Below are 21,565 nucleotides of genomic sequence, written 5' to 3' on the forward strand. Positions count from 1 at the left end.
TCGAATCACCCGAGGCCGCCGGCACGGCAGAATTCGGCGAGCACGTCGAGGCCGCGCGCCGGTTCCCGCACGAACGGATTCGACTCGTCCCACGCATAGCCGGCCAGAATCGAGCAGACCATGCGCTTCACGTCGGACGCCTTGTCTTCATGAAACACGATGTCCTGAAGCGCGCCTGAGTACCAGCGCTCGACGAACGCGCGGAACGTGTCGATGCCCTTGCGCAGCGCGATGTCGTAATCGCGTGTCCAATCGACCGCCTCGCCGCGCAACTGACGTTCGAGCACGGCGACCGCCAGCTGCGCGGAGCGCATCGCGATCGTCACGCCGGACGAAAAGATCGGGTCGAGGAATTCGCCCGCGTTGCCGAGCAACGCATAGCCGCGCCCGTGCAGGTGCTCGACATTCGACGCATAGCCCGCGATGCGACGCACCGGCATCACGAACGGCTTGCTGCCGACGAGCCGCGACAACGTCGGCTCGCTCTGCAGCAATTCCCGCAGCAACGATTCCTGTTCCGCTTGCGGCACGTCGAGAAAACCGGCGTCGGCCACGCAGCCGACCGACGAGCGCCCGTTCGTCAGCGGGATCATCCAGAACCACACGTCGCGACGCTCCGGATGGACGGCAATGCAGATCTTGTCGCGATCGGTCGAGCCGGCCGGCAGACTGTCTTCGACATGCGAAAAGATTGCCGCGCGCGTCGGCATGCCGGTCGGCGCCTCGAGATCGAGCAGGCGCGGCAGCACGCGCGCGAATCCGCTGGCGTCGAGCACGAACGACGCATGAACGGAATATTCGCACCCCGCTTCGTCGACGACCTCGAGCCGTTGCATATCGCCAGGATGGAACGCCTGCACGGTATGACCGAACCGCACGTCCGCGCCCTGGTCCGCCGCACAACGGATCAGCAGATCGTCGAAGGCGGCGCGTTCGACCTGATAGGCCGTCCCCCAGCCGTCGGAGAATTTTTCCCGGAAATCGAACGACGACATCCTGTCGCGATACACGAAATAGGCGCCGTTCTTGAACTGGAAGCCGGCCTCGACGACAGCCTGCAACATACCGGCCTCTTCGAGATACTGCATGCTTTGAGGCAGCAGACTCTCGCCGATCGAAAAGCGCGGAAAATGCTGGCGCTCGAGCACCAGCACGGAACGGCCCGCCCTGCGCAACAACGCGGCCGCGACCGCGCCGGACGGCCCCGCGCCGATGATCGCGACGTCGACGGAATTCGATTTCATTTCACTCATGCTTGCCGTTCCATTTCGATGGATTGGATATCTTACGTTTCTCACGCCACGATCTGGCGTTGCAAACTACAATAGGCGGTCAACAAATCCAACATTCCGACGAGAGACCCATGACGTCCTGCCGCACGCACGCTCCCGCCTATGTTCCAGAAACCCGCTTCGGCATCTGGTTTCTTCGCACGCATACCTGGGAGCATCACGTGCTTAGGGTGGCCATCGACGACCTCAAGCAGCTCATCGGCGCGCCCCTGCCTACGGCCCCCGTCATCCTCGATGCGGGATGCGGCCAGGGCAAGTCGTTCCGCCTGCTCGGCGAAGCGTTCGCGCCCGGCAAAATCATCGGCATCGATTGTCACGACGACTCGCTCACGCATGCGTCGGAGGCCGCGCGTCGCTGCGCCATGCCCGTCGAACTGCATCGTGCGGACTGCACACAGATCCCGCTCGCCGATTCGAGCGTCGACATCGTGTTCTGCCATCAGACCTTTCATCATCTCGTCCACCAGGAGCATGCACTGGCCGACTTTCGCCGCGTACTGAAACCCGGCGGGCTGCTGCTGTTCGCCGAATCGACCGACGCGTACATCAAGTCGTGGGTGATCCGGCTGCTGTTCCGTCATCCGATGGACGTTCAGAAAAGTGCCGACGGCTACCTTGCGATGCTGCGCGACGGCGGGTTCACGTTCGACGCCCGCAATGTGTCGTTCCCGTACCTGTGGTGGAGCCGCGCGAAAGACTTCGGACTCCTCGAACGCATCGGCCTGTACGCACCGAAGCCGGGCAAGCGCCGCGAGACGCTCGTGAACGTCGCCGCGCGCAAGCCCGCCTGAGTGTCGGAGGCCGCCGTTCGGCGGCCCCGTCCCGACACGCGCCGGCTAACGCTTCAGCGTCACGATTTCGCCGGTGAGCGCCGCACCCGCCACGACCGCGCCGGCCCCGCACGTGAACTCCGTCGTGCTCGAGCGCAACACGTTGCGGTAATTGCTCTTGATGCCGACGACGGCATTGCCGCCCTCCTTTCGCGCGCGCGCCTGCAGTTCGATGACAGCCGACAGGAACACATGCTGGCACGCCGCCTCGTCGCTCTTGCCGAACGCGTTGGTCTTTTTGTTCGTCGCGAACGTGCCGTACGACTTGAGCACGCGAGGATGCGACTGATCGCCGAAATAGAGCGCGACGCCGTCGTCGAGCTTTCCTTCCTCGCTCTTCAACGCGCTCTCGATCGGATAGTCTCGGATCGTGTCCCGTGCGTGCGCGGCCGACGCGACGAACGTCGCGCCGAGCAGCGCCAGTGCGATGCGATATTTCACGTGTGCTCCCGTTATTGCGCGTTCAGCTGCACGACGTCGCCCGACACGGCGATCGCGCCGGCGCTGCCGCTCACGCCGCACGTATATTCGGACGTCGACTCCGAACGCTTTTCATGAAAGCGCGTCGTCACGTTGACGACCGCATTCCCGCCATGATTCTTCGCATAGATGCGAAGACGGTTCAACGCTTCGGCCAGCGCCTGATCGCACGTCGGCTGTTCGGCTTGAGTCCCGCGCGCCACACGTACCGATTCCGAACGCGGACCGATGCTGGTCTTCACGTCCGGATGCGGCTGCGTGCCGAAATAGATCGCGACGCCGCTCGTGTCCGGCGTCGTTGCCGCCGCCGGCAGCGGCAGCGAACGCACCACGGTACCGCACCCCGTCAGCAACGACGCGGCCACCAACATGCCGGCCAGATGTCCTTTGTGCTTCATTGTTATCGTCCTCTCAGCTCAGTAAGTTCACTTCAATCGCCCTTCCAGGCGTCCAACAACACACTTGCGCAACTGCCGCCGAATCCGAACGACACCGACAGCGCGCGTTCGATCGCGCATTCGCGCGCGGTGCGCACGAGCGGCATGCCGGCCACCGCCGGATCGGGCTCGGAGCCAACCGCGGTGCCCGCGACAAAACCGTCGCGCATCATCAGGATCGTGTAGATCGCTTCGTGCGCACCGCTCGCGCCGAGCGGATGTCCGGTCAGCCCTTTCGTCGACGAGAAGGCCGGCACGTCGCCACCGAAAACGTCGCGCAGCGCGTCGAGTTCCTCGGTGTCGCCGAGCGGCGTCGACGGCGCATGCGTGTTGACGTAGTCCGGACGCCGCCCGCCGCCGTCGAGCGCGCCACGCATCGCGCGTGCGATCCCCGGTGCATGAGGCGCCGCCATGCCGGCGTTGTCCGTGGCTTGACCGAACCCGCTGATTTCCGCGTAAATTCGCGCGCCGCGCGCACGCGCATGCTCGAGCGATTCGAGCACGAGAATGCCCGCGCCGGACGCGATCACGAAGCCGTCGCGGCCGAGCGCATACGGGCGCGATGCGCGCTCCGGCGTATCGTTGAAACCGCTCGACAACGCGCCCATCGCGTCGAACATCAGCGTCATGTTGTCGTGCAGTGCCTCGCTTCCACCGGCCAGCACGATGTCCTGGTACCCGGAGCGAATCCAGTGCGCCGCCTGCCCGATCGCCAGCGCGGCGCTCGTGCAGGCGGACGACGGCGAGTACGACACGCCTTCGATGCCGAACAATTGCGCGACGCATGCCGACGCCGTGCTGCTCATCGCTTTCGGCACGACATAAGGCGGCGTCTTCTCGATACCGCGATGCCGCGCGATCTCCATCGCGTCGTCGTAGTCGGCGATCGATCCGATACCCGACCCCACGATCGCGCCCGCGCGCGGCGAACGCAGCATCCCGGCGTCGAGCCCTGCATCGTCGAGTGCCGACGCGGCCGCATGCGCGGCGAAACGCGCGGTATCGCCCATGAAGCGGTCGTGCTTGCGCGCGAATCGCGCCGCCAACGCGACGCTCGCGACCCCGGCGACCTGACTGCGGAAACCGCGCTCGCGCCACGCGTCGACGCGGCTTACCCCAGAGCGGCCGGTGCGCAACGCGTCCGATACTTCGGTTAGCGAATTGCCGAGGCACGACACGATGCCGAGCCCCGTGACCACGACGCGCGTCGCCGCGCTGCCGCCCGCCGTCATGCACCGATCCGGCGGAAGATCAACGACGTGTTGATCCCGCCGAACGCGAAGTTGTTGCTCATCACGAATTCCGCATCGATCCGGCGTGCGTCGCCGATGATGTAGTCGAGCGGCGCGCACGCCGGATCGACCGTGGTGAGATTGAGCGTCGGCGCATACCAGTTGCGCTTCATCATTTCGATCGTCCACCATGCCTCGAGTGCGCCGCACGCGCCGAGCGTGTGGCCGACATAGCTTTTCAGCGAACTGATCGGCATGCGTTCGCCGAACACCGACGCCGTCGCATGACTCTCCGCTACGTCGCCGCGATCGGTCGACGTACCGTGCGCGTTCACGTAGCCGATCGCGTCGGCGTCGAGCGTCGCATCGCTCAGCGCGAGACGCATGGCGACCGCCATCGTCTCGGCGGTCGGCTGGGTAATGTGCGCACCGTCGGAATTGCAGCCGAAGCCGACGATCTCCGCATGGATCGTCGCGCCGCGCGCGACCGCGTGCTCATACTCCTCGAGCACCAGCGTCGCCGCGCCCTCGCCGACCACCAGGCCGTCGCGATCGGCGTCGAACGGGCGTGGCGTCAGGTGCGCGGCATCGTTGCGCGTACTGGTTGCGTACAGGGTATCGAACACGGCCACCGCCGGGCCCGACAATTCTTCCGCACCGCCCGCCAGCATCAGCGCTTGCTTGCCCGTCGCAATCGCTTCGTACGCGTAGCCGATCGCCTGGCTGCCGGACGCGCATGCGGACGACGTCGGCACGATCCGGCCTTTCAGATCCCAGAACAGGCTGACGTTGACGGCCGTGGTATGCGGCATCATCTGCACGTAGCTGTTCGACGTGACGTCCTGCATCGAGCCCGTTTCGAGCATCGTGCCGAATGCCCGGATCGGCTCGACCGATCCCGACGACGATCCGTATGCGACACCCATCCGGCCGTCACGGATCGATGCATCGTCGGACAACCCCGCATCCTCCAGCGCCAGTTCGCTCGCGCGCACCGCGTACATCGACACGGGCCCCATCGAACGCGTCTTCTTGCGCGGATACGTGGGCGGCAGCTCGAACGCCGGCAACGGACACGCAAGCCGCGTATGCAGCGCCTCGAAGCAGTCCCATTCCGGCATGCGCCGCACCGCGTTGCGTCCGTCGCGCAAGCGCGCTTCGATCTCCGGCCAGCGTTGACCAAACGCGGTCACACCGCCCATTCCCGTCACGACCACGCGCTTCATCACACCATCCCGCCGTTGACGCCGATCACTTGCCGGGTGACGTAGCTCGCCGCATCCGACATCAGGAAACCGACCACTGCCGCGACCTCGTCGGGCTGGCCGACGCGGCCCATCGGCACGGTCTTCAATGCGTGCTCCAGCGGCACATCGTCGAGCATGCCGGTGTCGACCAGCCCGGGCGCCACGCAATTGACGGTGATCTTGCGCGACGCCAGCTCGATCGCCAGCGCCTTGGTCGCGCCGATCAGCCCGGCCTTCGCGGCGCTGTAGTTGACCTGGCCGCGATTGCCCATCACGCCCGACACGGACGCGATCGTCACGATGCGGCCGCCGCCGCGCAGGCGCACCATCGGCATGGTCAGCGGATGCACGACGTTGTAGAACGCGTCCAGCCCGGTTTCGATCACGATGTCCCAGTCCTCTTCGGACAGCGCCGGAAACGCGCCATCCCGCGTCACGCCCGCGCAGCAGACGATCCCGTAGTACGCGCCGTTCGTTTCGACATCGGCCTCCAGTTCCTGCCGGCACGCCGCACGGTCGCGCACGTCGAACTGCAGCACGCTTGCCGTGCCGCCCTGCGCGCGAATCGTCGCGGCCACCGCTTCCGCGTCATCGCGGCCGGTGCGGCAATGCACGGTCACGGCGAAACCGTCCGACGCCGCGCGCAGCGCCACGGCGCGGCCGATGCCGCGACTCGCCCCTGTCACGAGAACTCGCCGAGTCATGAATTGAAGCTCCCTTCGATAAAGGATTGAAAATCGTTTGGTTGGTACACCTTGACGACGGCTTCCGCGCAACACTCGCCGTCGGCATGGATCGCGCATTCGTACGCGCCATGCCCCTCGTCGCCGCGCAGCAGTTCCCGCGCGACGATGCGCAGCGTCGTGTCGGCGCCGAACGCCGTGCGATGCGCGAGATAGCGGTTGGCGCCGAGCAACACGCCCGGTTTCGCGCGGCCGCCCGCATGCGCGGCGAGCAGGCCGACATGCGCGGCGATCGCCTGCGCCATCAGCTCGATGCCGATCCATGCCGGCATCGCGCCATTGCCGTCGACATACCACGCATCGCGGCGCGCGAGCGCGCTGACCTCGATGCCGGTTTCCGAACAGCGCTCGATCGCGTCGAGCAGCAGCATCGTGCCGCGATGCGGCAACACGTCCCGCACGTCGCCGACGGGAATATCCGCGCCGCCATGCAGCGCGTCGATCAATGGTGCGGCATCCATGTCAGCCTCCAAGAATCAGGCTAGCATTACTGCCGCCGAATGCGAACGAATTGCTCATCACGTAGCGTCCTGTTGCAGCGCCGGCCAGACGATGCTCGCGGTCGACCAGGTCGAGCCCCGGCAGCGCCGGGTCGCGCTCGCCGTCCCAGACGTGCGTCGGCAGCGCGATCCCGCGCGCCAACGTCAGCCAGCCGAATCCAAGCTCGGTCGCGCCCGCCGCGCCGAGCATGTGTCCTGTCAGCGGCTTGGTCCCGCTCGCCGGTACGCCGTGCGGAAACACCCGTGCCATCAGGTTCGCTTCCATCTCGTCGTTCAGCCGCGTCGCCGTCGCGTGCAGGTTCACGTAGCCGACAGCGGACGATGCGACGCCGGCGTCCGCGAGCGCGGCGCGCAGCGCGTCCTCCGCGCCGCAGCCCGCCGGATCCGGCGCCGAAATGTGGTGCGCATCGCTCGACTCGCCGACGCCAGCCAGCCGGACCGCCGCTTCATCGCGACTCATCACGAACAGCGCGGCGCCTTCGCCGATATTGATGCCGTTCCGGTTTCGGCTCATCGGGTTGGTCCGACCCGGGCTGACCGATTCGAGCGATGCGAAGCCCTGCAGCGTCAGCTCGCACAGCGAATCCGCGCCGCCGACGACGACCGCGTCGCACAGCTTTAGCCGCAGCAGGCGGCGCGCGGCCGCGAACGCCTTGGCACTCGATGTGCATGCCGTCGACAACGTATAGGCGGGCCCGGCCACACCGAGCACCGCGCGTACGAACGGCGCCGCCGTGCCGATTTCCATCTGTCGATAATCGAACGCGGCAGGCATCGTGCCCGTCGCGGCACGCTGCGCAAGCGCGTGCTCCGCCGCCTGGATGCCGGACGTGCTCGTGCCGATCACGACACCGATCCGGCGCGGACCGTAACGCGCGATCGCCGCGTCGACGAAGGATCCGATCTGCGCCAGCGCGGCGAGCAACAGCCGGTTGTTCCTGCACTCGAAATGCGCGAGCGAGGTGGGCGGCGCAACCTCGAGCGTGGCGCGCACGCTCCCGATCCAGCCGCCGGCAACGCCATCGGTACGCGGCGCCATGCCCGGCGCGACGCCGGCGTGCAATGCGTCGACGATTTCGTCGGTGGTTGCGCCGAGCGCGTTGATCATGCCGGGCGCGGACAGATAGACCGGCGTCAGTCTGGCATTCATGCGCGCCCCTCCTTCGTGGACGGCGTGGCGAGCGGCGCGAACAGCACCGAAAAAACGATGCCCATCGCGAGGGTCGTGCCGAAGCCGCGCAACGCGGGCATCGCGCTCGCGCCGAGCATCCCGAACGACAGCAACGTCGTGGCCGCCGACAGCAGCACGCCGGTCCATACCGCGCCGAGACCGGCCGCGTCCCGCATGCAACCTTCCCGGAGGAACACCGCGTAGTTCGCGCCCACGCCGAGCACCAGCATCAGCGCGAGCCAATTGAACAGCGTGAGCGGCACGCCCGCATAGCCGAACGCCGCGAGCGTCAACGCGATGGCGAACACGACCGGCAACGTCGTCGCGATGCCGCCGCGCATGCCGTATCGCCACATCAGCAGCGCGGCGACCACGATCAGCGCCCCGGCCAGCCACAGGCCGCTGTCGACCCGATAGGCGCCGAACAGGCTCGACACGCTCGCGGCCTTGTCGACCCACGACACGCCCGGCAGTGTGCGCGCCAGCGCCGCGAACGTCGCCGCGTTCGCTGCGTCGACCCGTTCCGGAATCGCCAGTGCCGCATCGACGGGGCCGGTGGCGCCATCGACCCGCCCCAGCCACAGATGCCGGAACGGGGCCGACCAGCGTGCGGCCAGCCACGTATCGACGGACAGCGTCGCCGGCGCATCGACCGAATACGCGCGAAGCCACGCGTCGGCGACCTCGTCGCGGAAGCCCGCGTGCGCCAGCGTCGCACGCAGTGCGGTGGCATCGGCGAACACGTGCGTGCCCAGCACCGCGCGATTGCGTGCCTGCTGCTTCGCCGACGGCACGAACGTCGCGATCGACTGGACGCGGCCGACCCGCTGCTGATCGAGCGCCCCGAGCAGCACCTCGGAACGCTCGAGCACCTCTTCCTGAGACGCGCCCTGGACGACGAAGAACTGCGCGGTGTTTGCCAGCCCGACCGCCGCGCGGATGTTGCTTTCCTGTCGAGCGAGGCCCGCATCCCGCTGGATCAGCAGATGAATGTCGTCGTCACTCTTCAGGATGACCCACCCCGGAATCGCAACCAGCGCGACCAGCACGGCGGCGGCCACCGCGCGCCGCCCTGCCAGCAGCGACTGCCAACCGCTCAGCAAGCGCGCCGCGCACGAGAACACGCGGGACGGCGCGCTGCGCGGCGGCTGAATCAGCATGAGCGGCAAAAAGCCGGTAACCGCCGCGAACGCGCTGAGGATCCCGACGATCGCAAAGCATGCGATCTGCTTGAGTGCCGGAAACGGCACCCACATCAGGATCGCGTAACCCAGCAGGCTGGTCGCCAGCGCCACCGCGAGCGCCGGCCTGACCGCCGCCGCGCCGCGCCGCGCATCCCATTGCCGCCCGGCGGAAAGGTAGGCGACGAAATACTGGATCGAATAGTCGACGGCCTCGCCGATCAGGCTCACGCCGAACACCAGCGTCAGCAGGTGCAGCTTGCCGAATACCAACAGCGTCGTGGCCAGCGCACACACGATGCCGAATGCCGTCGACGCAAACGCGAGCACCAGCAGGCGCGGCGACCGGAATACGCTCATCAGCAGCAGCGCGATGCCGGCCAGCGACACCGCGCCGATCACGTGCACGTCGCGCTCAGCACTGGCGCGCGCCGCTTCCGCATAGAAGACGGCGCCGGCCCGGTCGACGCGAACGCCGCCGAACTCGGCCGCGAGAGCGCGTTCCGCATCGGCAGTCGCGACACGTACCGCGTGCTGGACACTGGATTCATAGGCCGACCCTGCCAGCGACGTCATCACGAGCACGCCCGTGGCGTCGCCGCGATGCGACACCAGCATGCCGTCTTCGAGCGACAGGTTCGATGCCGCGAGCGGCAACTCGCCGAGCCAGTGCTGCAGCCAGCCAAACGGATCGTCCGCCACCGCAGTCTGCAGACCGTCGACGGGCGGCGCGTAGAGCCGCCGGACAAGCCGTTCGCCGAGCGCGGCGTCGCCTTGTTCGAGCGACCGGCGATCCGCGTCCGTCAGTAGACCGAAACGGGACGGCAGGTAGGTCGCCGCGATCTGCGACAGGTCGAACGGCGGCACTTCGACCGTCACCGAACGAAATGCCCCGCTCGCCGCGAGCCGCGCGCCAAACTGCTTCGCGGCGGCCTTCGCGCGGTCGGCGTCCCGATCGGTGACCAGATAGACAGTGCGATTGCCGAGCGCATCGCCGAGCACGTCGACGGCTCGTTCGGCAACCGGATTCGCTTCGGTGGCCGGCAGCAATGCAAGCAGGTTCGTCTGCAATGGTGCGGGGCCGCTGAAGCGCCACACGATGAACGCGATCGCAACTAGCGCGACGGTCAGCCATGCGGCGCACAGCACGCGTCGCCGGCCGCGCTCGCCCGATGCGTCGATCGCGTCCCGCGCCGTATTCATCATCGTGCCTCCAGCCAACCGCGCTCGATGGGCGCGGGCGCGTCGACCGGCGTCGGTCGCACGAACTCGAGCACGGTCACATTGCCGTTCGCAAACGTCATGTCGAGCTTGCCGAGATAGGCACCGCCGCTCATTTCGAGCACGCGGATCGCCTGTGCGAGCTGCGGCTGGTTCGGCCGCAACACCATCCGCCATCGCTCCGGCGTGCCGCTCGCTTCGACGTCGAATTGCGCATACAGCGCCGACAGGTCGCCGCCGAGCATGTCGCGCATCATGCGCGACACTTGCGCGACGCCGCGGCCACCGCCGCCCGGCGCGACGAGGCGTCCGTCTGCCCCGACCTCACGCATGCCGGCGTCGGTGATCACATAGGTGGCCTTGTACGGTGTGTCGATGCGCCAGACGACACCCGACCTGCGATCGAACAACATCGATCCCGTGCTGACGAGCGGTTGCTTCATCGCCGACAGCGTCTGTGTCTGCCGAAAATCCGCGCGAATCGCACCCACTCTTGCCAGCCGCGTCGCGACATCGGCAACGAGCGCGGCGTTCGCCGGGCGAGCCCCCGCTGCGGCCGCGGCCGGCGCCGGAGCGGCCGCCAGCTCGCCGCCGGCGAGCATCATCCATGCGCCGAACATCGTCGCCGCGAGCCGTCGGTAGCGCTGCGTCAGGCCCATTGCGCACGCACCCTTTCGGTCAAGGCCGGCGGCGACACGAACTGCAGTTCGCGCGTCGTCGCATCGATCGCCAGTTGCACCGTGTAGCCCTTCGTCAAACGCTCGCCCGAGGCCGCGTCGACGATTTCGTAACCGATCTTCAGCCGGTTCTCGAATTCGACCAGCGTCGCGCGCACGTCGAGCTGCTGACTGTAATGGGCGGGGCGAACGTATTTCAGATGCGCCTCCACCACGGGCCACACATAGCCCGACGCCAGCATCGCCGGATAGTCGTAGTCGATCATCCGCAGCAGTGCGGCGCGGCTGCTTTCGAAGTACTTCAGGTAATGCCCGTGCCAGCAGACGTTCATTGCGTCGACATCGTGGAACAGCACCTCGACGCGTGCGGTCGCGGTGAGCGGCGGACGGTTCTCGTTCATGCCGCCTCCCCGCGCCGGCATGCGCCGAACGATCCGCCGATCGGCTCGCCAATCGGCTCGCAGGCTGCCAGGCGCGCGGTCAGCGCGCGCAGCTCCGCTTCGAGCGACCGGTCCTCGACCACCAGCGGCGACTGGCGACCCACATCGTCGATGAACGCGCGCAGCGCGGGCGAAAGCTGCGTGCGCGGGTCGTCGCGCAGCCGCAGACGGACAGCCTGCACGGTCGCAAGCACGTGCGCCGCGGCGACCTGCTCCGTCAGCGCCAGCACGCGCAGGCAATCGCGCGCGGCGATCGTTCCCATGCTGACCTTGTCCTGGTTGTGCGACTCCGTCGAGCGCGAGAACACGCTGGCCGGCATCGTGTGCTTCAGCGCCTCCGCCGTCCATGCGGAAGACGAGATCTGCACGGCCTTGAACCCGTGGTTGATCGCGGCCCGTTCTCCGGTCGCCCCCGTCAGGTTGCGCGGCAGTCCGTTGCTGAACTTGTCGTCGACCAGCAGCGCGAGCTGGCGATCCATCAGGTCCGCGAGGTTCGCCACCGCAGTCTTCAGCGCATCCATCGCGAACGCGATATGGCCGCCGTAGAAATTGCCGCCGTGCAGCACGCACCCTTCGTCCGGATCGATCAGCGGATTGTCGTTCGCGCTGTTCAGTTCGTTCTCGATATCGCGACGCATCCACGACAACGCGTCGCGCGCCACGCCGATCACGTGCGGCGCGCACCGGACCGAATAGCGATCCTGCAGGCGCCGGCCCGGCAATTCGTCGCGCCCGGCCAGGTCGGCGCGTATCCATGCGGCCGCCTCGGCCTGCCCCGCATGCGGCTTCGCGTCGAACAAGCGCGCATCGAAGTGCCCCGCCCGTCCGTCGAGCGCGACCGTCGTCAATGCCGTCAGGCGGGCAGCCATCGACGTCAGGTGCTCGGCACGCGCGAACGCGAGACAAGCCAACCCCGTCATGACCGCCGTGCCGTTCATCAGCGCCAGCCCTTCCTTCGGTGCCAGCGTGAGCGGCGCACGATCGATCGCGCGCCATACGTCCCGCGCGTCGCGCTCGTGGCCGGCGAACGATACGGTTCGCTCGCCGACCAGCGCCGCGGCGACGTAGGACAGCGGCGTCAGGTCGCCGCTCGCGCCGACCGAGCCTTCCGACGGAATGCGCGGCAGGATCCGGTGATTCACCAGATCGGCCAGCCGCTCGAGCAACGTGAACCGCACGCCCGAGTAACCGAACGCGAGCGAATTGAGCCGTGCGACGATGATGGACAACGTCTGCGTCGCGTCGAACCAGTCGCCCATCCCGCATCCGTGATAACGGGTCAGTTGCAGCGGCAGCGCTTCGACGAGCGAAGGCGGTACCTCGACCACGCACGCGTCGCCATATCCGGTCGTGACACCGTACAGGGTGCCGCCGTTCGCGAGATAGGCGCGCAGCCAGGTTGCACCGCGCTCGATCCGCGAGCGCCACGCGCTCGCCGCATTCAACGCGACCGGCGCACCATCGCGGGCGATCGCGACGACGTCCTCGATCGTCAGATGCCGGTCGCCGATCACGACGGCCGGCCGGCTCGCATCCGCCGCGGCGGTGGCCGGGACGTTCTTCATGTCATGCTCGGCCACGCGGACCTCCATCGGGCCGCGCCCAGAAATCGAAGAAGTTGAACCATTGATAGGGAGCCTTGCGGCAATAGTGTTCGAGCCGCGCGGCATAGCGCTGCGCCCATTGCGCGACGTGACTCGCGCGCTCGCGGCGCGGCAGTTCGATTCGGTCTGCGAACGACTCGAAATAGAGCCGGTAGCCGCGCTGCTCCTTCAGGCAGAAGAACAGGTAGACCGGACAGCCGAGTGCATGGGCGAGGATGTACGGCCCCTGCGCGAACGGAGCCTGCGCGTCGAGAAAACGTGCGTCGACCGTTTTCCCCGAATCATGCGGCGGCACGCGATCGCCGACGATCACGAGCAGCTCGCCCGCATCGATCCGCGACTGCATCATCATCGCCGTATCCGGCCCGAAGTCCGATACCTCGACCAGTTGCTTGCCGAATGCCTGGTTCGCGCCGGCCAGCACACCGGTAAAGCGCTTCGCGTGTTCGGTATAGACGATCGCCGTCACCTTCGTGTGCGCATCGCGCAGCGCAAGCGCGCGTGTCATCTCGAGGTTGCCCAGATGCGCGCCGATCACGAGCGCACCGCGCCCGCTCGCGGCGAGCGCATCGAATGCAGACGAATCGTCGAAGCGCACGTCGAGTTCGTCGAGACGGCCGGACCATGCGACGAACTTGTCGAATCCCGCCTGCGCAAAGGCAAGCATGTGTCGATACGCACTGCGCCATCCCGGCTTCGGCACGGCCGCCGCTTGCGCGTCGCGCAGGCGCGCGATGTACGCATGCGATGCGGTGCGCGCCGTGCGGTTCGTCAGCACGAAATAGCCGACGATCGGATGCAGCCAGAACGACGTGAAGCCCTTGCCGAACCAGCGGCAGCTCAGGGCCAGCAACGCCATGCCGAGCCGGCTGCCGCGTTCCGGCATGCGCCACCATGCGCGCGTGCGCGCGGTCGGCGGCGCGGCGCGCCAACCGATGAGCCGGCGCGTCAGCAGCATCGGCGCGCGCACGAGCATCCCGGCGACGAGCCGCGTGTGGCTCGCGCTGATGCGCACGTTATCGCGCCAGACGTCGAAATGCGACACGCCGTCGGCCGGGTAGACGACGCGCGTCGCGATCGTCCTGAACGCCAGGCCTCGCCAGTGCAGCCTGACCAGGATTTCGCTGTCGAAAGCCATCCGCGTCGGCATCGATACCGTGTCGATCAGTTCGCAGACGGCATCGACCGGATACAGACGAAACCCGCACATCGCATCGGGAATGTCCAGCGACAGCGTTTCGATCCACACCCACACGTGCGTGAGGTAGCGGCCGTACAGGCGCGCCTTCGGCACGCTGTCGTCGAAACGTGGCCGCCCGAGAATCACGGCATCCGGCTCGGCCTGGGCGGCCGCGACGAACTTCGGCACGTCGTCGGCATCGTGCTGGCCATCGGCATCGATCTGGATCGCATGCCGGTATCCCCGTGTGCGCGCGGCACGCATGCCGGCCATGACGGCCGCACCCTTTCCCCCGTTGACGGGCAACCGCAGCAGTGTCACGGAACCGGCGTACTGCGCGGCAAGCGCGGCCAGCACCTGCCGGGTCGGCTCATCGCTGCCATCGTCGACCACCAGAATCGGCAGGCCGTGCACGACCAGACGCGCCAGCGTGCCCCCGATCGCATCGCGATGGTTGTAGATCGGGATGACGATGCAGGTGTCGCTCATGCCGCCGCCGCGCCGTATACGAGCACGCCCGACGTGCATTCCCGGCCGCCGCACCGGAACGCAAAGCGCGTGCGGCCGCATACCGGATCATGCGCGAGACGCAGCGCCAGCACGGCGCCGGGCGGCACGGGTGCCTTGAACTTCAGGTGTTCGATCGAACGGACTTCCCGCACGGCCGGCATCTCGCGGCTGGCAAGGCGCGCGGCCCAGTCGATCTGCACGACCCCGGGCAGGATGGGCAGGCCTGGGAAATGCCCGTCGAAATGCGCGAGCGTGGGCGGCACGCGCAGCTCGTAATGCAACGCGTCGTCGCTGCGCCACGACGCGAGCAGCTCGAAACCCTCCGGCGTGGCCGTAAAGGCCGCCGCCAGCGCGGCGGCCGGCAGCTTCCCGCGCACATCGAACGGCATCACGTGCCGGAATCGCCAGTAGCGCGGCAATGCGGCCGCATCGAAATAGGCACCGAGCGCATGTCGCAGCGTCGTGGCAACGGCAATCCGCCCGTGCTCCGCCAGCGCGTCTCGCCCCGCCGCGCTCAACACCGCGACGACGCCCACGTGTGGCCGCGTCGCGCCGTCGACGACCACCGCGGCCGCCTGCTCGACATACTCATGCGCGACTATCCGCGCCTCGAGCTCCGGCAACGAAACGCGCTTGCCGTCGAGCTTGATCACCCGATCGCGCCGTCCCGCGAGCGCGAAGCGGCCCTGCGCGTCGAATCGCGCGGTGTCGTCGGTGCGGTGCCAGCGATCGTGACCGAGATGTGCGGAGCGAACGCACAGGACGCCTTCGTCGTCGCAGCGCACGTCGACGCCCTTCAACGGCTGCCATGCGAGAGAGACGTCCTGACGCCGCCATGCGATGCCGCCGGTTTCGGTGCTGCCGAAGATCTCGAGCGGCGCCGCGCCGAACGCGTTCGCATAGGCCGCTGCCGCATCGGCCGGCAGCGGGCCGCCCGACGAGAAGAACGCGCACGGCGCGGGCGCTTGCATCGGAAAACCGGACAACGCGGGCCAGCGCATTAGTTGCGACGGCGTCGAGACCACGACACCGCCGCCGTATTCGACAAGCCGCTGCTGCAGCTGCAACGGCTCGAGCACCGCTGTCCGGTCGAACGCGCGGCCCGCCGCCAACGGCCACAGGATCCTGAACAGCAGTCCGTAGATATGGTGATGCGGCACGCTCGACAGCGTCACTGCCGCGCCGATCCGGTCGGCCCATTCGCGCTGCAGCGTGCGCACTTCGGCATCGAGCTGCGCGAGCGACTTCCGCACCGGCTTCGCGATGCCGCTGCTGCCGGACGTATAAAGCGTCACCGCGGCGGTCGCGTCGATCGGGCGGACGGAGATGGCAGATTCGCGCTCCGTGTCGTGCCCGCACGCGGCCAATGCCGGCGCATCCAGCACCAGGTCGTATGCATGGGCCAGATCGCCGAGATAGCCGGGCGCGTTGCTGGCCGGAATCACGATTTCGCCGTGCACCGCCGCGACCGCGAAGAACGCGCACGCGAAGTCGTACGGATCGTCCGTGCAGATCGCGACCCGTCGCGCGCCGCTCGCGTCGAGCGTCCGGGCGATGACGTCCACGCGCGCACGCCAATCGCCGAGCGTCAGCGCGTCGGCGCCGTCGCGGCAGACTGTCGTTTCGCTATCCGCCGCGGCACACAGCATCTCGTGCAGCGCGATCATGCGACACCCGTGCGCTTTCGTCTGGCGGCAATGACAACGCTGCGCCACAGCCACTCGCCCGCAAGCAACGCACCGATCAGCAGGTACGCGACGAACCCGTTGTAAAGGGCCCATGATGCACGGCTCCAGTACAACGCCGTGTAGACCGAAAAGCCGCCGTTCACGATGAAGAATGCGCACCACACCTGTGTGACGCGCCGCGTGTAGCGGACGATTTCCGGACTCGGCTCGGGATAGGTCGATCGTGCGAATTTTTCGATCATTGTCGGACCGCGCCGCAGCGTCGCGCCGAACGCGACCAGCAAGCCGGCACTCACACATGCAGGATAGAGATGAAGAAGACGTTCGCTGTCCGTCACGGCAATCGCGACGGACAACGCCGTCAATGCACCGGCCACGCACCAGTCGAGCGTCGTGAGCCGTCGCAGCGCCTTCGCGAGCGTGCCCTTGCCGACCGTGCGCTGAAGCCACAGCAATGCGAAGAGCAGGCAACCGACGTAGCGCGGCGACATGCTTTGCCACGCGAACAGGATGACGAGCGGATACGCGACAAACAGCACCGCCCTGGCCGCCACGCTTGCCCACCGTGGCAAGCCGGTGCCGGTCGTCGCCCGCGTGCCCGTCATCGCCATCGTCATGCGCGCGCGAGCAACGCGTGAACCGCGGCGATGACATCGCCGACGGTGCGCACCGACTTGAATTCCTCGGGCTTGATGCGCTTTCCCGTCATTTCCTGAAGCTTGATGGCCAGATCCACCGCGTCGATGCTGTCCAGGTCGAGCTCTTCGAACAGGTGCGTTTCAGGTGTCACGCGCTCCGGCTCGATCGCGAAATTCTCGTGAAAAATGGCGCGGATGCGCTCCAGGATTTCTGCGTCGGTCACGAGTGATTCCCCTTTTCCAGCACGGCTTCTTGCGATGCCTGATGCGACTGCTGCTCGGCAATGAACGCCGCCAGTGTGTTGATCGACCGAAAATGCGCTTTCGTGCGCTCGTCGTTCGCGGCGATCGTCAATTGAAACTTCTTGCGCAGCATGATGCCGACTTCGAGCGCATCGACGGAATCGAGGCCGATTCCGTCGGTCGAGAACAGCGGCGCATCGTCATCGATATCGTCCACCGTCATGTCGCTGAGATCGAGCATCTCGATCAGAAGCTGCTTAATTTGCAGTTTTAAAGTATCCATGCTGAAACAGGCTTTGAGTAATGTGCACTTCCACCTCGCGGGCAATACTGCGAGCGGCAATCGACGGCGACGTCACATCCGACGCCAGCCGGTTCGGATCCATCGGATCCAGCACGTCGATGCGCATGCGAAACGCACGAGACGGCACGTGATACCACTGCAGGGTCTTGGTGAATACCGGCGGATCGCAATCGATCAGCACCGGCTGAATCCGGCTGCGCGACTGCAGCGCCATATGCGCGAAGCCGCGCGAGAACGCATGCAGACGATTGCCGCCCGGGCTGCGCGTGCCTTCCGGGAAGACGATCATCGTGTAGCCCGCCGCCAGTTGCCGTGCCCCGGCCTCGACGAGACCGACGGCATCGGCATTACTCACGTACTCGGCTGCGCGGACGACGCCCCAGAAACACGGGTTGCCCCAGTGGCCGCGCTTGACGACGCAGCAGGCCTTCGGCGTCAGCGACAGCAGCACCATGACGTCGAGCCAGGTCGGATGATTGGCGACGACGATTGCGGGGCCGCCGTTGGCGAGACGCTCGACGCCGCTCAACTCGAGCTTCATCACGCCCATGCGCTGCAGCAGCGCGACCAGCACACGAAAGAAATAGTGGATCACGAGCGTCACGCAACGCTGGCGCGAGCGCCGATGCGGCCACAGCGCGCCGACGACGATCGCCAGCACCGAGAACACCGATCCGCACAACGCAAAAAATGCCAGGCTCATGCCGGTCGCGAACAGGCGCCAGCCGTAGTCAAGCCGCGCGATCATGCCAGCTCCATCGCCAGAATGCGTGTTCGCCACGCCATGACGCCGTCGTGCGCGCCGACAGGCAGCGCAGCACCGCCGCGCTTTGCGTATTCGCCGCGTCGTCGGCAACGTGCGTGTCGCTCGCGCCGTCGACCGCCATTTCGCAGGTCAGATAACCGACCGGCTCATCGGCGTCAAGTAGCACGGCAAGCCCGACGCTCTCCGGGTCGTCATCGACATCGCCGTATACAGGGTCGGCCGGCTCGTGCGCATGGACGAGCAACACCGGCGATGCCGGCGACGTATCGTATTGGGAAAATGCTTCGAGCAGCGCGTAGCCGAGGGTTTCATGGCCGGCCGCGATCGCGGTCGCGGGCGATCGGTCGCGCCTTGCGATCCCGAATATGCCCGTGACCGCATTGAGAACGGAGAGACTGAAGGCCGTCGGAGAGACGGGTTCTGCGGCGCCGATGTCGGAGAGAATGCCGGTGGTGCGCGTCAGTTCGCCATGACGCGACGCGAATACCATTCGTAACGGATTTTCCGCTCCGGCGCAGTCATACGCAGCCTGAAGCGCGAGACGCGACAGCCGGCTCAAGCGGCGACGCACCATCGGATCGAGGGCTTCGACGCCCGGCACCCCCGCGGTCGAAATCGACGTCCATCTGGCGATTGGCATGGTCCAATGCAAATCGGCCATTGTTGTTCTCGTTGAGGTGACTTCTCTTGAGTGTTTTTATATAGCGCCGCCGCGTATCGGGCCGTTGCGCTCCGCTTTCCATGCCGAGTGACCGGCATCTCGGTGCGGCGGAACTGTAACAGGACTGTTACAAAAGATCAACGTTACAGCGTGCGACTTCTCCAATATTTAACTATTTATTAATTTCCCGGAAAGTTGTGCATCGTCGGTTATCCCGACAATCCGTCGTCCCACGTACTTTGTACCGATCCTGCACCCAAATGGCTCATAATGGGCGCGATTCCGAATCTCCTTTTCCCCGTTCAATGAGTTATTCGCTCGCCACCGAATACACCCGCGAGCTCGAAATCCGCAAGAGCCGCTTCATCGCGCACGCGATCCCCGTCGACGACCGCGACGCCGCGATGCAGGCGCTGCAGCGCCTGCGTGACGCGCACCCCGCGGCCACCCACGTCTGCTGGGCGCTGCTCGCCGGCGGCCAGTCCGGCATGTCGGACGACGGCGAGCCCTCGGGCACTGCCGGCCGGCCGATCCTCGAGGTGCTGCGCCATCACGATCTCGACGGCGTGCTCGGCGCGGTCGTCCGCTATTACGGCGGCGTGAAGCTCGGCGCAGGCGGCCTGGTGCGCGCCTATACGGACGCGATCGCCTCCGCGCTGCTCGACGCCGAGCGCATCGAACGCATTCGCCACACGCGGTTCGCGATCGAAATCGGCTATCCGGACGAAGCGCGCGTGCGCCGCTGGATCGAGCAGGCGGGTTATGAACTGGCGGACAGTGCGTACGGGATGACGGTGAAGCTCGTGATCAAGCTGCCGGAAACGGCCGAAGCGACGGCGAAAGCCGAGCTGTTCGACCTGACGCAGGGGCGCTCGGGCTTCCCTGACCTGTGACGCGCTGCCGGCCGCGCAGCCTCCGCGCACCGGCTTCATGACGATCCCCGCGAAAATTCAGATAAGTCCCATAGAAAAACCGCGCACCCAAATTTAATCTCCCTGCATTCCCGGTACGGCGTTGCGAAAACGCTGGCCGGGCATGGGGCACGCCGCACCTCGCGCGTCGCCGACAATCAGAATTCAGTCAGGGGATATCGGACGCATGCAACTGCAAGAACTGCAAGCCCAACTCGCGGAACTCGATCGACGCATCCAGACGGCACGTCGCCGCGAACGCGATGCGGCACTGGTGCAGGTGCGCCAGCTCGTGAAGGACTATGCGCTGACCGCGCGGGAAATCTTCGGGCAGGGCTACAGCGATCGCGCGAAGCTGTTCACGATCGGCGCGAAATATCGCGATCCGGCGACGGGCGCCACGTGGAGCGGCCGCGGTCGCGAACCCGCGTGGATCGCCGGCCGCGACCGTGCCGCGTTCCTGATCCGGGAATAACACGCGCCGCGTTGCACGGCGCGTCCCGGCGATCGATCCAGCCGACCTGCACCGCTCAATAAACGTCCGGGACGATCATGCTGTCCGGCACCGGACGACGAATGTAGTCCTCGTGATGCTCGCGCTGCGGCAGATCGATCGTCGGGCGCGGCACCTCGTGATACGGCACCTGGGTCAGCAGATGGCTGATGCAGTTCAGGCGCGCGCGCTTCTTGTCGACCGCCTGCACGACCCACCACGGGGCTTCGGGAATATGCGTGCGCTGCAGCATTTCTTCCTTGGCGGCCGTATAGGCTTCCCAGCGGCGGCGGCTCTCCAGGTCCATCGGGCTCAGCTTCCACTGCTTCAGCGGATCCTGGATCCGGTTCTGGAAGCGCACTTCCTGCTCGCGATCCGTGATCGAGAACCAGTACTTGACGATCTGGATCCCGCTGCGCACCAGCATCTTCTCGAATTCGGGTACGGAACGGAAAAATTCCTCGTACTCGTCATCGGTACAGAAATTCATCACGCGCTCGACGCCCGCGCGGTTGTACCAGCTGCGATCGAACAGCACGATTTCGCCGCCGGCCGGCAGATGCGCGACATAGCGCTGGAAATACCATTGCGTACGCTCGCGGTTGTTCGGCGCGGGCAGCGCCGCCACGCGGCACACGCGCGGGTTCAGGCGCTGCGTGATGCGCTTGATCGCGCCGCCCTTGCCTGCCGCGTCGCGCCCCTCGAAAATCACCACGAGGCGATGCCCGGTGCTCACGACCCAGTCCTGCAGCTTCACGAGTTCGCCCTGCAGCCGGAACAACTCGCGGAAATACTGCTTGCGCGCTTCGCGGCGCTCCGGCGAGAACAGCAGATCCTCGCCGCTATCGAAACGGCGGTCGTCAAGCTCCATTTCGAGTTCTTCGTCGTACGCGTCGACGAGGTCTTCCTCGAAATGGTGCCGACGCGACTCGCCCGATGCCATATCGGTGACGTCGTCGGTCTCGGTGCGGGTATCGTTATCTTCCATGGGGCCTCCTTGCTTCAATTGACGCAGCCATACTCCGCCATTATCCCAGCGTCGCGCGTCAAATTGATGAAAAAGGGGGCGACCGGTTAGGGCGACCGGCCGGCGTCGACCGCCAGGCGACACGCGCC

23 protein-coding genes are annotated in these 21,565 nt (G+C 66.6%); 3 read left to right on the forward strand and 20 right to left on the reverse strand.

Features of this window, described 5'->3' with window-relative positions; genetic code table 11:
* Positions 1 to 5: 5 nt before the first annotated feature.
* Positions 6 to 1,253, reverse strand: a complete 1,248-nt coding sequence (locus SB771_RS00335) for an NAD(P)/FAD-dependent oxidoreductase (protein WP_175659375.1) — start codon at positions 1,251 to 1,253, stop codon at positions 6 to 8.
* A 110-nt stretch (positions 1,254 to 1,363) separates the two neighbouring features.
* Here SB771_RS00335 and SB771_RS00340 point away from each other — a divergent pair, with 110 nt between their 5' ends.
* Positions 1,364 to 2,083: a class I SAM-dependent methyltransferase gene (locus SB771_RS00340; RefSeq protein ID WP_175659759.1), complete on the forward strand. Its 720-nt coding sequence runs from the start codon at positions 1,364 to 1,366 to the stop codon at positions 2,081 to 2,083.
* 45 nt (positions 2,084 to 2,128) lie between these two features.
* Here SB771_RS00340 and SB771_RS00345 read toward each other — a convergent pair whose 3' ends face one another.
* From SB771_RS00345 to SB771_RS00430, 18 genes are read right to left on the reverse strand one after another with little or no spacing between them, the layout of a single operon-like run.
* Positions 2,129 to 2,563 carry an excinuclease ABC subunit A gene (locus SB771_RS00345; protein WP_175659376.1) on the reverse strand — a complete coding sequence of 145 codons (435 nt, stop codon included), beginning with the start codon at positions 2,561 to 2,563 and terminating at the stop codon, positions 2,129 to 2,131.
* 11 nt (positions 2,564 to 2,574) lie between these two features.
* The gene (locus tag SB771_RS00350) at positions 2,575 to 3,000 is read right to left on the reverse strand and encodes a signal peptidase (protein ID WP_175659377.1); all 426 of its coding nucleotides are present in this window, start codon (positions 2,998 to 3,000) and stop codon (positions 2,575 to 2,577) included.
* A 32-nt stretch (positions 3,001 to 3,032) separates the two neighbouring features.
* On the reverse strand, positions 3,033 to 4,271 hold the full coding sequence (locus SB771_RS00355; protein ID WP_175659378.1) for a beta-ketoacyl synthase N-terminal-like domain-containing protein: 1,239 nt from the start codon (positions 4,269 to 4,271) through the stop codon (positions 3,033 to 3,035).
* Positions 4,268 to 5,497, reverse strand: a complete 1,230-nt coding sequence (locus SB771_RS00360; protein WP_175659379.1) for a beta-ketoacyl-ACP synthase — start codon at positions 5,495 to 5,497, stop codon at positions 4,268 to 4,270. The genes SB771_RS00355 and SB771_RS00360 overlap by 4 nt, the downstream gene beginning before the upstream one ends.
* Positions 5,497 to 6,222, reverse strand: coding sequence for a 3-ketoacyl-ACP reductase FabG2 (locus tag SB771_RS00365; RefSeq protein WP_175659380.1), 726 nt, complete (start codon positions 6,220 to 6,222; stop codon positions 5,497 to 5,499). Before SB771_RS00365 ends, SB771_RS00360 begins: the two co-directional genes overlap by 1 nt.
* Entirely contained in the window at positions 6,219 to 6,722 is a 504-nt protein-coding gene (locus SB771_RS00370) for a hotdog family protein (RefSeq protein ID WP_011658629.1), read from the reverse strand. Before SB771_RS00370 ends, SB771_RS00365 begins: the two co-directional genes overlap by 4 nt.
* Before the next feature lies 1 nt (position 6,723).
* Entirely contained in the window at positions 6,724 to 7,911 is a 1,188-nt protein-coding gene (locus SB771_RS00375; protein WP_175659381.1) for a beta-ketoacyl-[acyl-carrier-protein] synthase family protein, read from the reverse strand.
* Entirely contained in the window at positions 7,908 to 10,319 is a 2,412-nt protein-coding gene (locus tag SB771_RS00380) for an MMPL family transporter (protein WP_175659382.1), read from the reverse strand. Before SB771_RS00380 ends, SB771_RS00375 begins: the two co-directional genes overlap by 4 nt.
* Positions 10,316 to 10,993 (reverse strand): outer membrane lipoprotein carrier protein LolA, encoded by a 678-nt coding sequence (locus SB771_RS00385; RefSeq protein WP_175659383.1) that lies wholly within the window; start codon positions 10,991 to 10,993, stop codon positions 10,316 to 10,318. Before SB771_RS00385 ends, SB771_RS00380 begins: the two co-directional genes overlap by 4 nt.
* The gene (locus SB771_RS00390; RefSeq protein WP_175659384.1) at positions 10,984 to 11,412 is read right to left on the reverse strand and encodes an acyl-CoA thioesterase; all 429 of its coding nucleotides are present in this window, start codon (positions 11,410 to 11,412) and stop codon (positions 10,984 to 10,986) included. The genes SB771_RS00385 and SB771_RS00390 overlap by 10 nt, the downstream gene beginning before the upstream one ends.
* On the reverse strand, positions 11,409 to 13,031 hold the full coding sequence (gene hutH, locus SB771_RS00395; RefSeq protein ID WP_175659385.1) for a histidine ammonia-lyase: 1,623 nt from the start codon (positions 13,029 to 13,031) through the stop codon (positions 11,409 to 11,411). The genes SB771_RS00390 and hutH overlap by 4 nt, the downstream gene beginning before the upstream one ends.
* Positions 13,018 to 14,724: a glycosyltransferase family 2 protein gene (locus SB771_RS00400; RefSeq protein WP_175659386.1), complete on the reverse strand. Its 1,707-nt coding sequence runs from the start codon at positions 14,722 to 14,724 to the stop codon at positions 13,018 to 13,020. Before SB771_RS00400 ends, hutH begins: the two co-directional genes overlap by 14 nt.
* On the reverse strand, positions 14,721 to 16,412 hold the full coding sequence (locus SB771_RS00405) for an AMP-binding protein (protein ID WP_175659387.1): 1,692 nt from the start codon (positions 16,410 to 16,412) through the stop codon (positions 14,721 to 14,723). The genes SB771_RS00400 and SB771_RS00405 overlap by 4 nt, the downstream gene beginning before the upstream one ends.
* Entirely contained in the window at positions 16,409 to 17,050 is a 642-nt protein-coding gene (locus SB771_RS00410) for a hypothetical protein (protein WP_175659388.1), read from the reverse strand. The genes SB771_RS00405 and SB771_RS00410 overlap by 4 nt, the downstream gene beginning before the upstream one ends.
* The gene (locus SB771_RS00415) at positions 17,047 to 17,295 is read right to left on the reverse strand and encodes an acyl carrier protein (RefSeq protein ID WP_011658620.1); all 249 of its coding nucleotides are present in this window, start codon (positions 17,293 to 17,295) and stop codon (positions 17,047 to 17,049) included. The genes SB771_RS00410 and SB771_RS00415 overlap by 4 nt, the downstream gene beginning before the upstream one ends.
* Positions 17,292 to 17,597, reverse strand: coding sequence for a phosphopantetheine-binding protein (locus SB771_RS00420; protein ID WP_012365883.1), 306 nt, complete (start codon positions 17,595 to 17,597; stop codon positions 17,292 to 17,294). The genes SB771_RS00415 and SB771_RS00420 overlap by 4 nt, the downstream gene beginning before the upstream one ends.
* Positions 17,572 to 18,366: a lysophospholipid acyltransferase family protein gene (locus SB771_RS00425; protein ID WP_175659389.1), complete on the reverse strand. Its 795-nt coding sequence runs from the start codon at positions 18,364 to 18,366 to the stop codon at positions 17,572 to 17,574. The genes SB771_RS00420 and SB771_RS00425 overlap by 26 nt, the downstream gene beginning before the upstream one ends.
* On the reverse strand, positions 18,350 to 19,045 hold the full coding sequence (locus tag SB771_RS00430; RefSeq protein ID WP_175659390.1) for a beta-ketoacyl synthase chain length factor: 696 nt from the start codon (positions 19,043 to 19,045) through the stop codon (positions 18,350 to 18,352). The genes SB771_RS00425 and SB771_RS00430 overlap by 17 nt, the downstream gene beginning before the upstream one ends.
* A gap of 305 nt (positions 19,046 to 19,350) precedes the next feature.
* Between SB771_RS00430 and SB771_RS00435 the strand changes: the two genes are divergently transcribed.
* Together SB771_RS00435 and SB771_RS00440 are read left to right on the forward strand one after the other, a co-directional pair.
* Positions 19,351 to 19,938, forward strand: a complete 588-nt coding sequence (locus tag SB771_RS00435; protein ID WP_012365880.1) for an IMPACT family protein — start codon at positions 19,351 to 19,353, stop codon at positions 19,936 to 19,938.
* Between the two features lie 205 nt (positions 19,939 to 20,143).
* Positions 20,144 to 20,431: an H-NS family nucleoid-associated regulatory protein gene (locus SB771_RS00440; RefSeq protein ID WP_011658615.1), complete on the forward strand. Its 288-nt coding sequence runs from the start codon at positions 20,144 to 20,146 to the stop codon at positions 20,429 to 20,431.
* Positions 20,432 to 20,486: 55 nt separating this feature from the next.
* On the opposite strand, the gene ppk2 is transcribed toward SB771_RS00440, so the two are convergent.
* On the reverse strand, positions 20,487 to 21,437 hold the full coding sequence (ppk2, locus tag SB771_RS00445) for a polyphosphate kinase 2 (RefSeq protein ID WP_175659391.1): 951 nt from the start codon (positions 21,435 to 21,437) through the stop codon (positions 20,487 to 20,489).
* Positions 21,438 to 21,565: the final 128 nt, after the last annotated feature.

The sequence above is a fragment of the Burkholderia sp. SIMBA_051 genome (assembly GCF_046534915.1).
GTDB lineage: Bacteria > Pseudomonadota > Gammaproteobacteria > Burkholderiales > Burkholderiaceae > Burkholderia > Burkholderia ambifaria.

Coding starts and splice junctions, on each gene's coding strand:
- SB771_RS00335 (WP_175659375.1), bottom strand. CDS start 1,253: ATGAGTGAAATGAAATCGAATTCCGTCGACGTCGCGATCATCGGCGCG.
- SB771_RS00340 (WP_175659759.1), top strand. CDS start 1,364: ATGACGTCCTGCCGCACGCACGCTCCCGCCTATGTTCCAGAAACCCGC.
- SB771_RS00350 (WP_175659377.1), bottom strand. CDS start 3,000: ATGAAGCACAAAGGACATCTGGCCGGCATGTTGGTGGCCGCGTCGTTG.
- SB771_RS00355 (WP_175659378.1), bottom strand. CDS start 4,271: ATGACGGCGGGCGGCAGCGCGGCGACGCGCGTCGTGGTCACGGGGCTC.
- SB771_RS00360 (WP_175659379.1), bottom strand. CDS start 5,497: ATGAAGCGCGTGGTCGTGACGGGAATGGGCGGTGTGACCGCGTTTGGT.
- SB771_RS00365 (WP_175659380.1), bottom strand. CDS start 6,222: ATGACTCGGCGAGTTCTCGTGACAGGGGCGAGTCGCGGCATCGGCCGC.
- SB771_RS00370 (WP_011658629.1), bottom strand. CDS start 6,722: ATGGATGCCGCACCATTGATCGACGCGCTGCATGGCGGCGCGGATATT.
- SB771_RS00375 (WP_175659381.1), bottom strand. CDS start 7,911: ATGAATGCCAGACTGACGCCGGTCTATCTGTCCGCGCCCGGCATGATC.
- SB771_RS00380 (WP_175659382.1), bottom strand. CDS start 10,319: ATGATGAATACGGCGCGGGACGCGATCGACGCATCGGGCGAGCGCGGC.
- SB771_RS00385 (WP_175659383.1), bottom strand. CDS start 10,993: ATGGGCCTGACGCAGCGCTACCGACGGCTCGCGGCGACGATGTTCGGC.
- SB771_RS00390 (WP_175659384.1), bottom strand. CDS start 11,412: ATGAACGAGAACCGTCCGCCGCTCACCGCGACCGCACGCGTCGAGGTG.
- SB771_RS00400 (WP_175659386.1), bottom strand. CDS start 14,724: ATGAGCGACACCTGCATCGTCATCCCGATCTACAACCATCGCGATGCG.
- SB771_RS00405 (WP_175659387.1), bottom strand. CDS start 16,412: ATGATCGCGCTGCACGAGATGCTGTGTGCCGCGGCGGATAGCGAAACG.
- SB771_RS00410 (WP_175659388.1), bottom strand. CDS start 17,050: ATGACGATGGCGATGACGGGCACGCGGGCGACGACCGGCACCGGCTTG.
- SB771_RS00420 (WP_012365883.1), bottom strand. CDS start 17,597: ATGGATACTTTAAAACTGCAAATTAAGCAGCTTCTGATCGAGATGCTC.
- SB771_RS00425 (WP_175659389.1), bottom strand. CDS start 18,366: ATGATCGCGCGGCTTGACTACGGCTGGCGCCTGTTCGCGACCGGCATG.
- SB771_RS00430 (WP_175659390.1), bottom strand. CDS start 19,045: ATGGCCGATTTGCATTGGACCATGCCAATCGCCAGATGGACGTCGATT.
- SB771_RS00435 (WP_012365880.1), top strand. CDS start 19,351: ATGAGTTATTCGCTCGCCACCGAATACACCCGCGAGCTCGAAATCCGC.
- SB771_RS00440 (WP_011658615.1), top strand. CDS start 20,144: ATGCAACTGCAAGAACTGCAAGCCCAACTCGCGGAACTCGATCGACGC.
- ppk2 (WP_175659391.1), bottom strand. CDS start 21,437: ATGGAAGATAACGATACCCGCACCGAGACCGACGACGTCACCGATATG.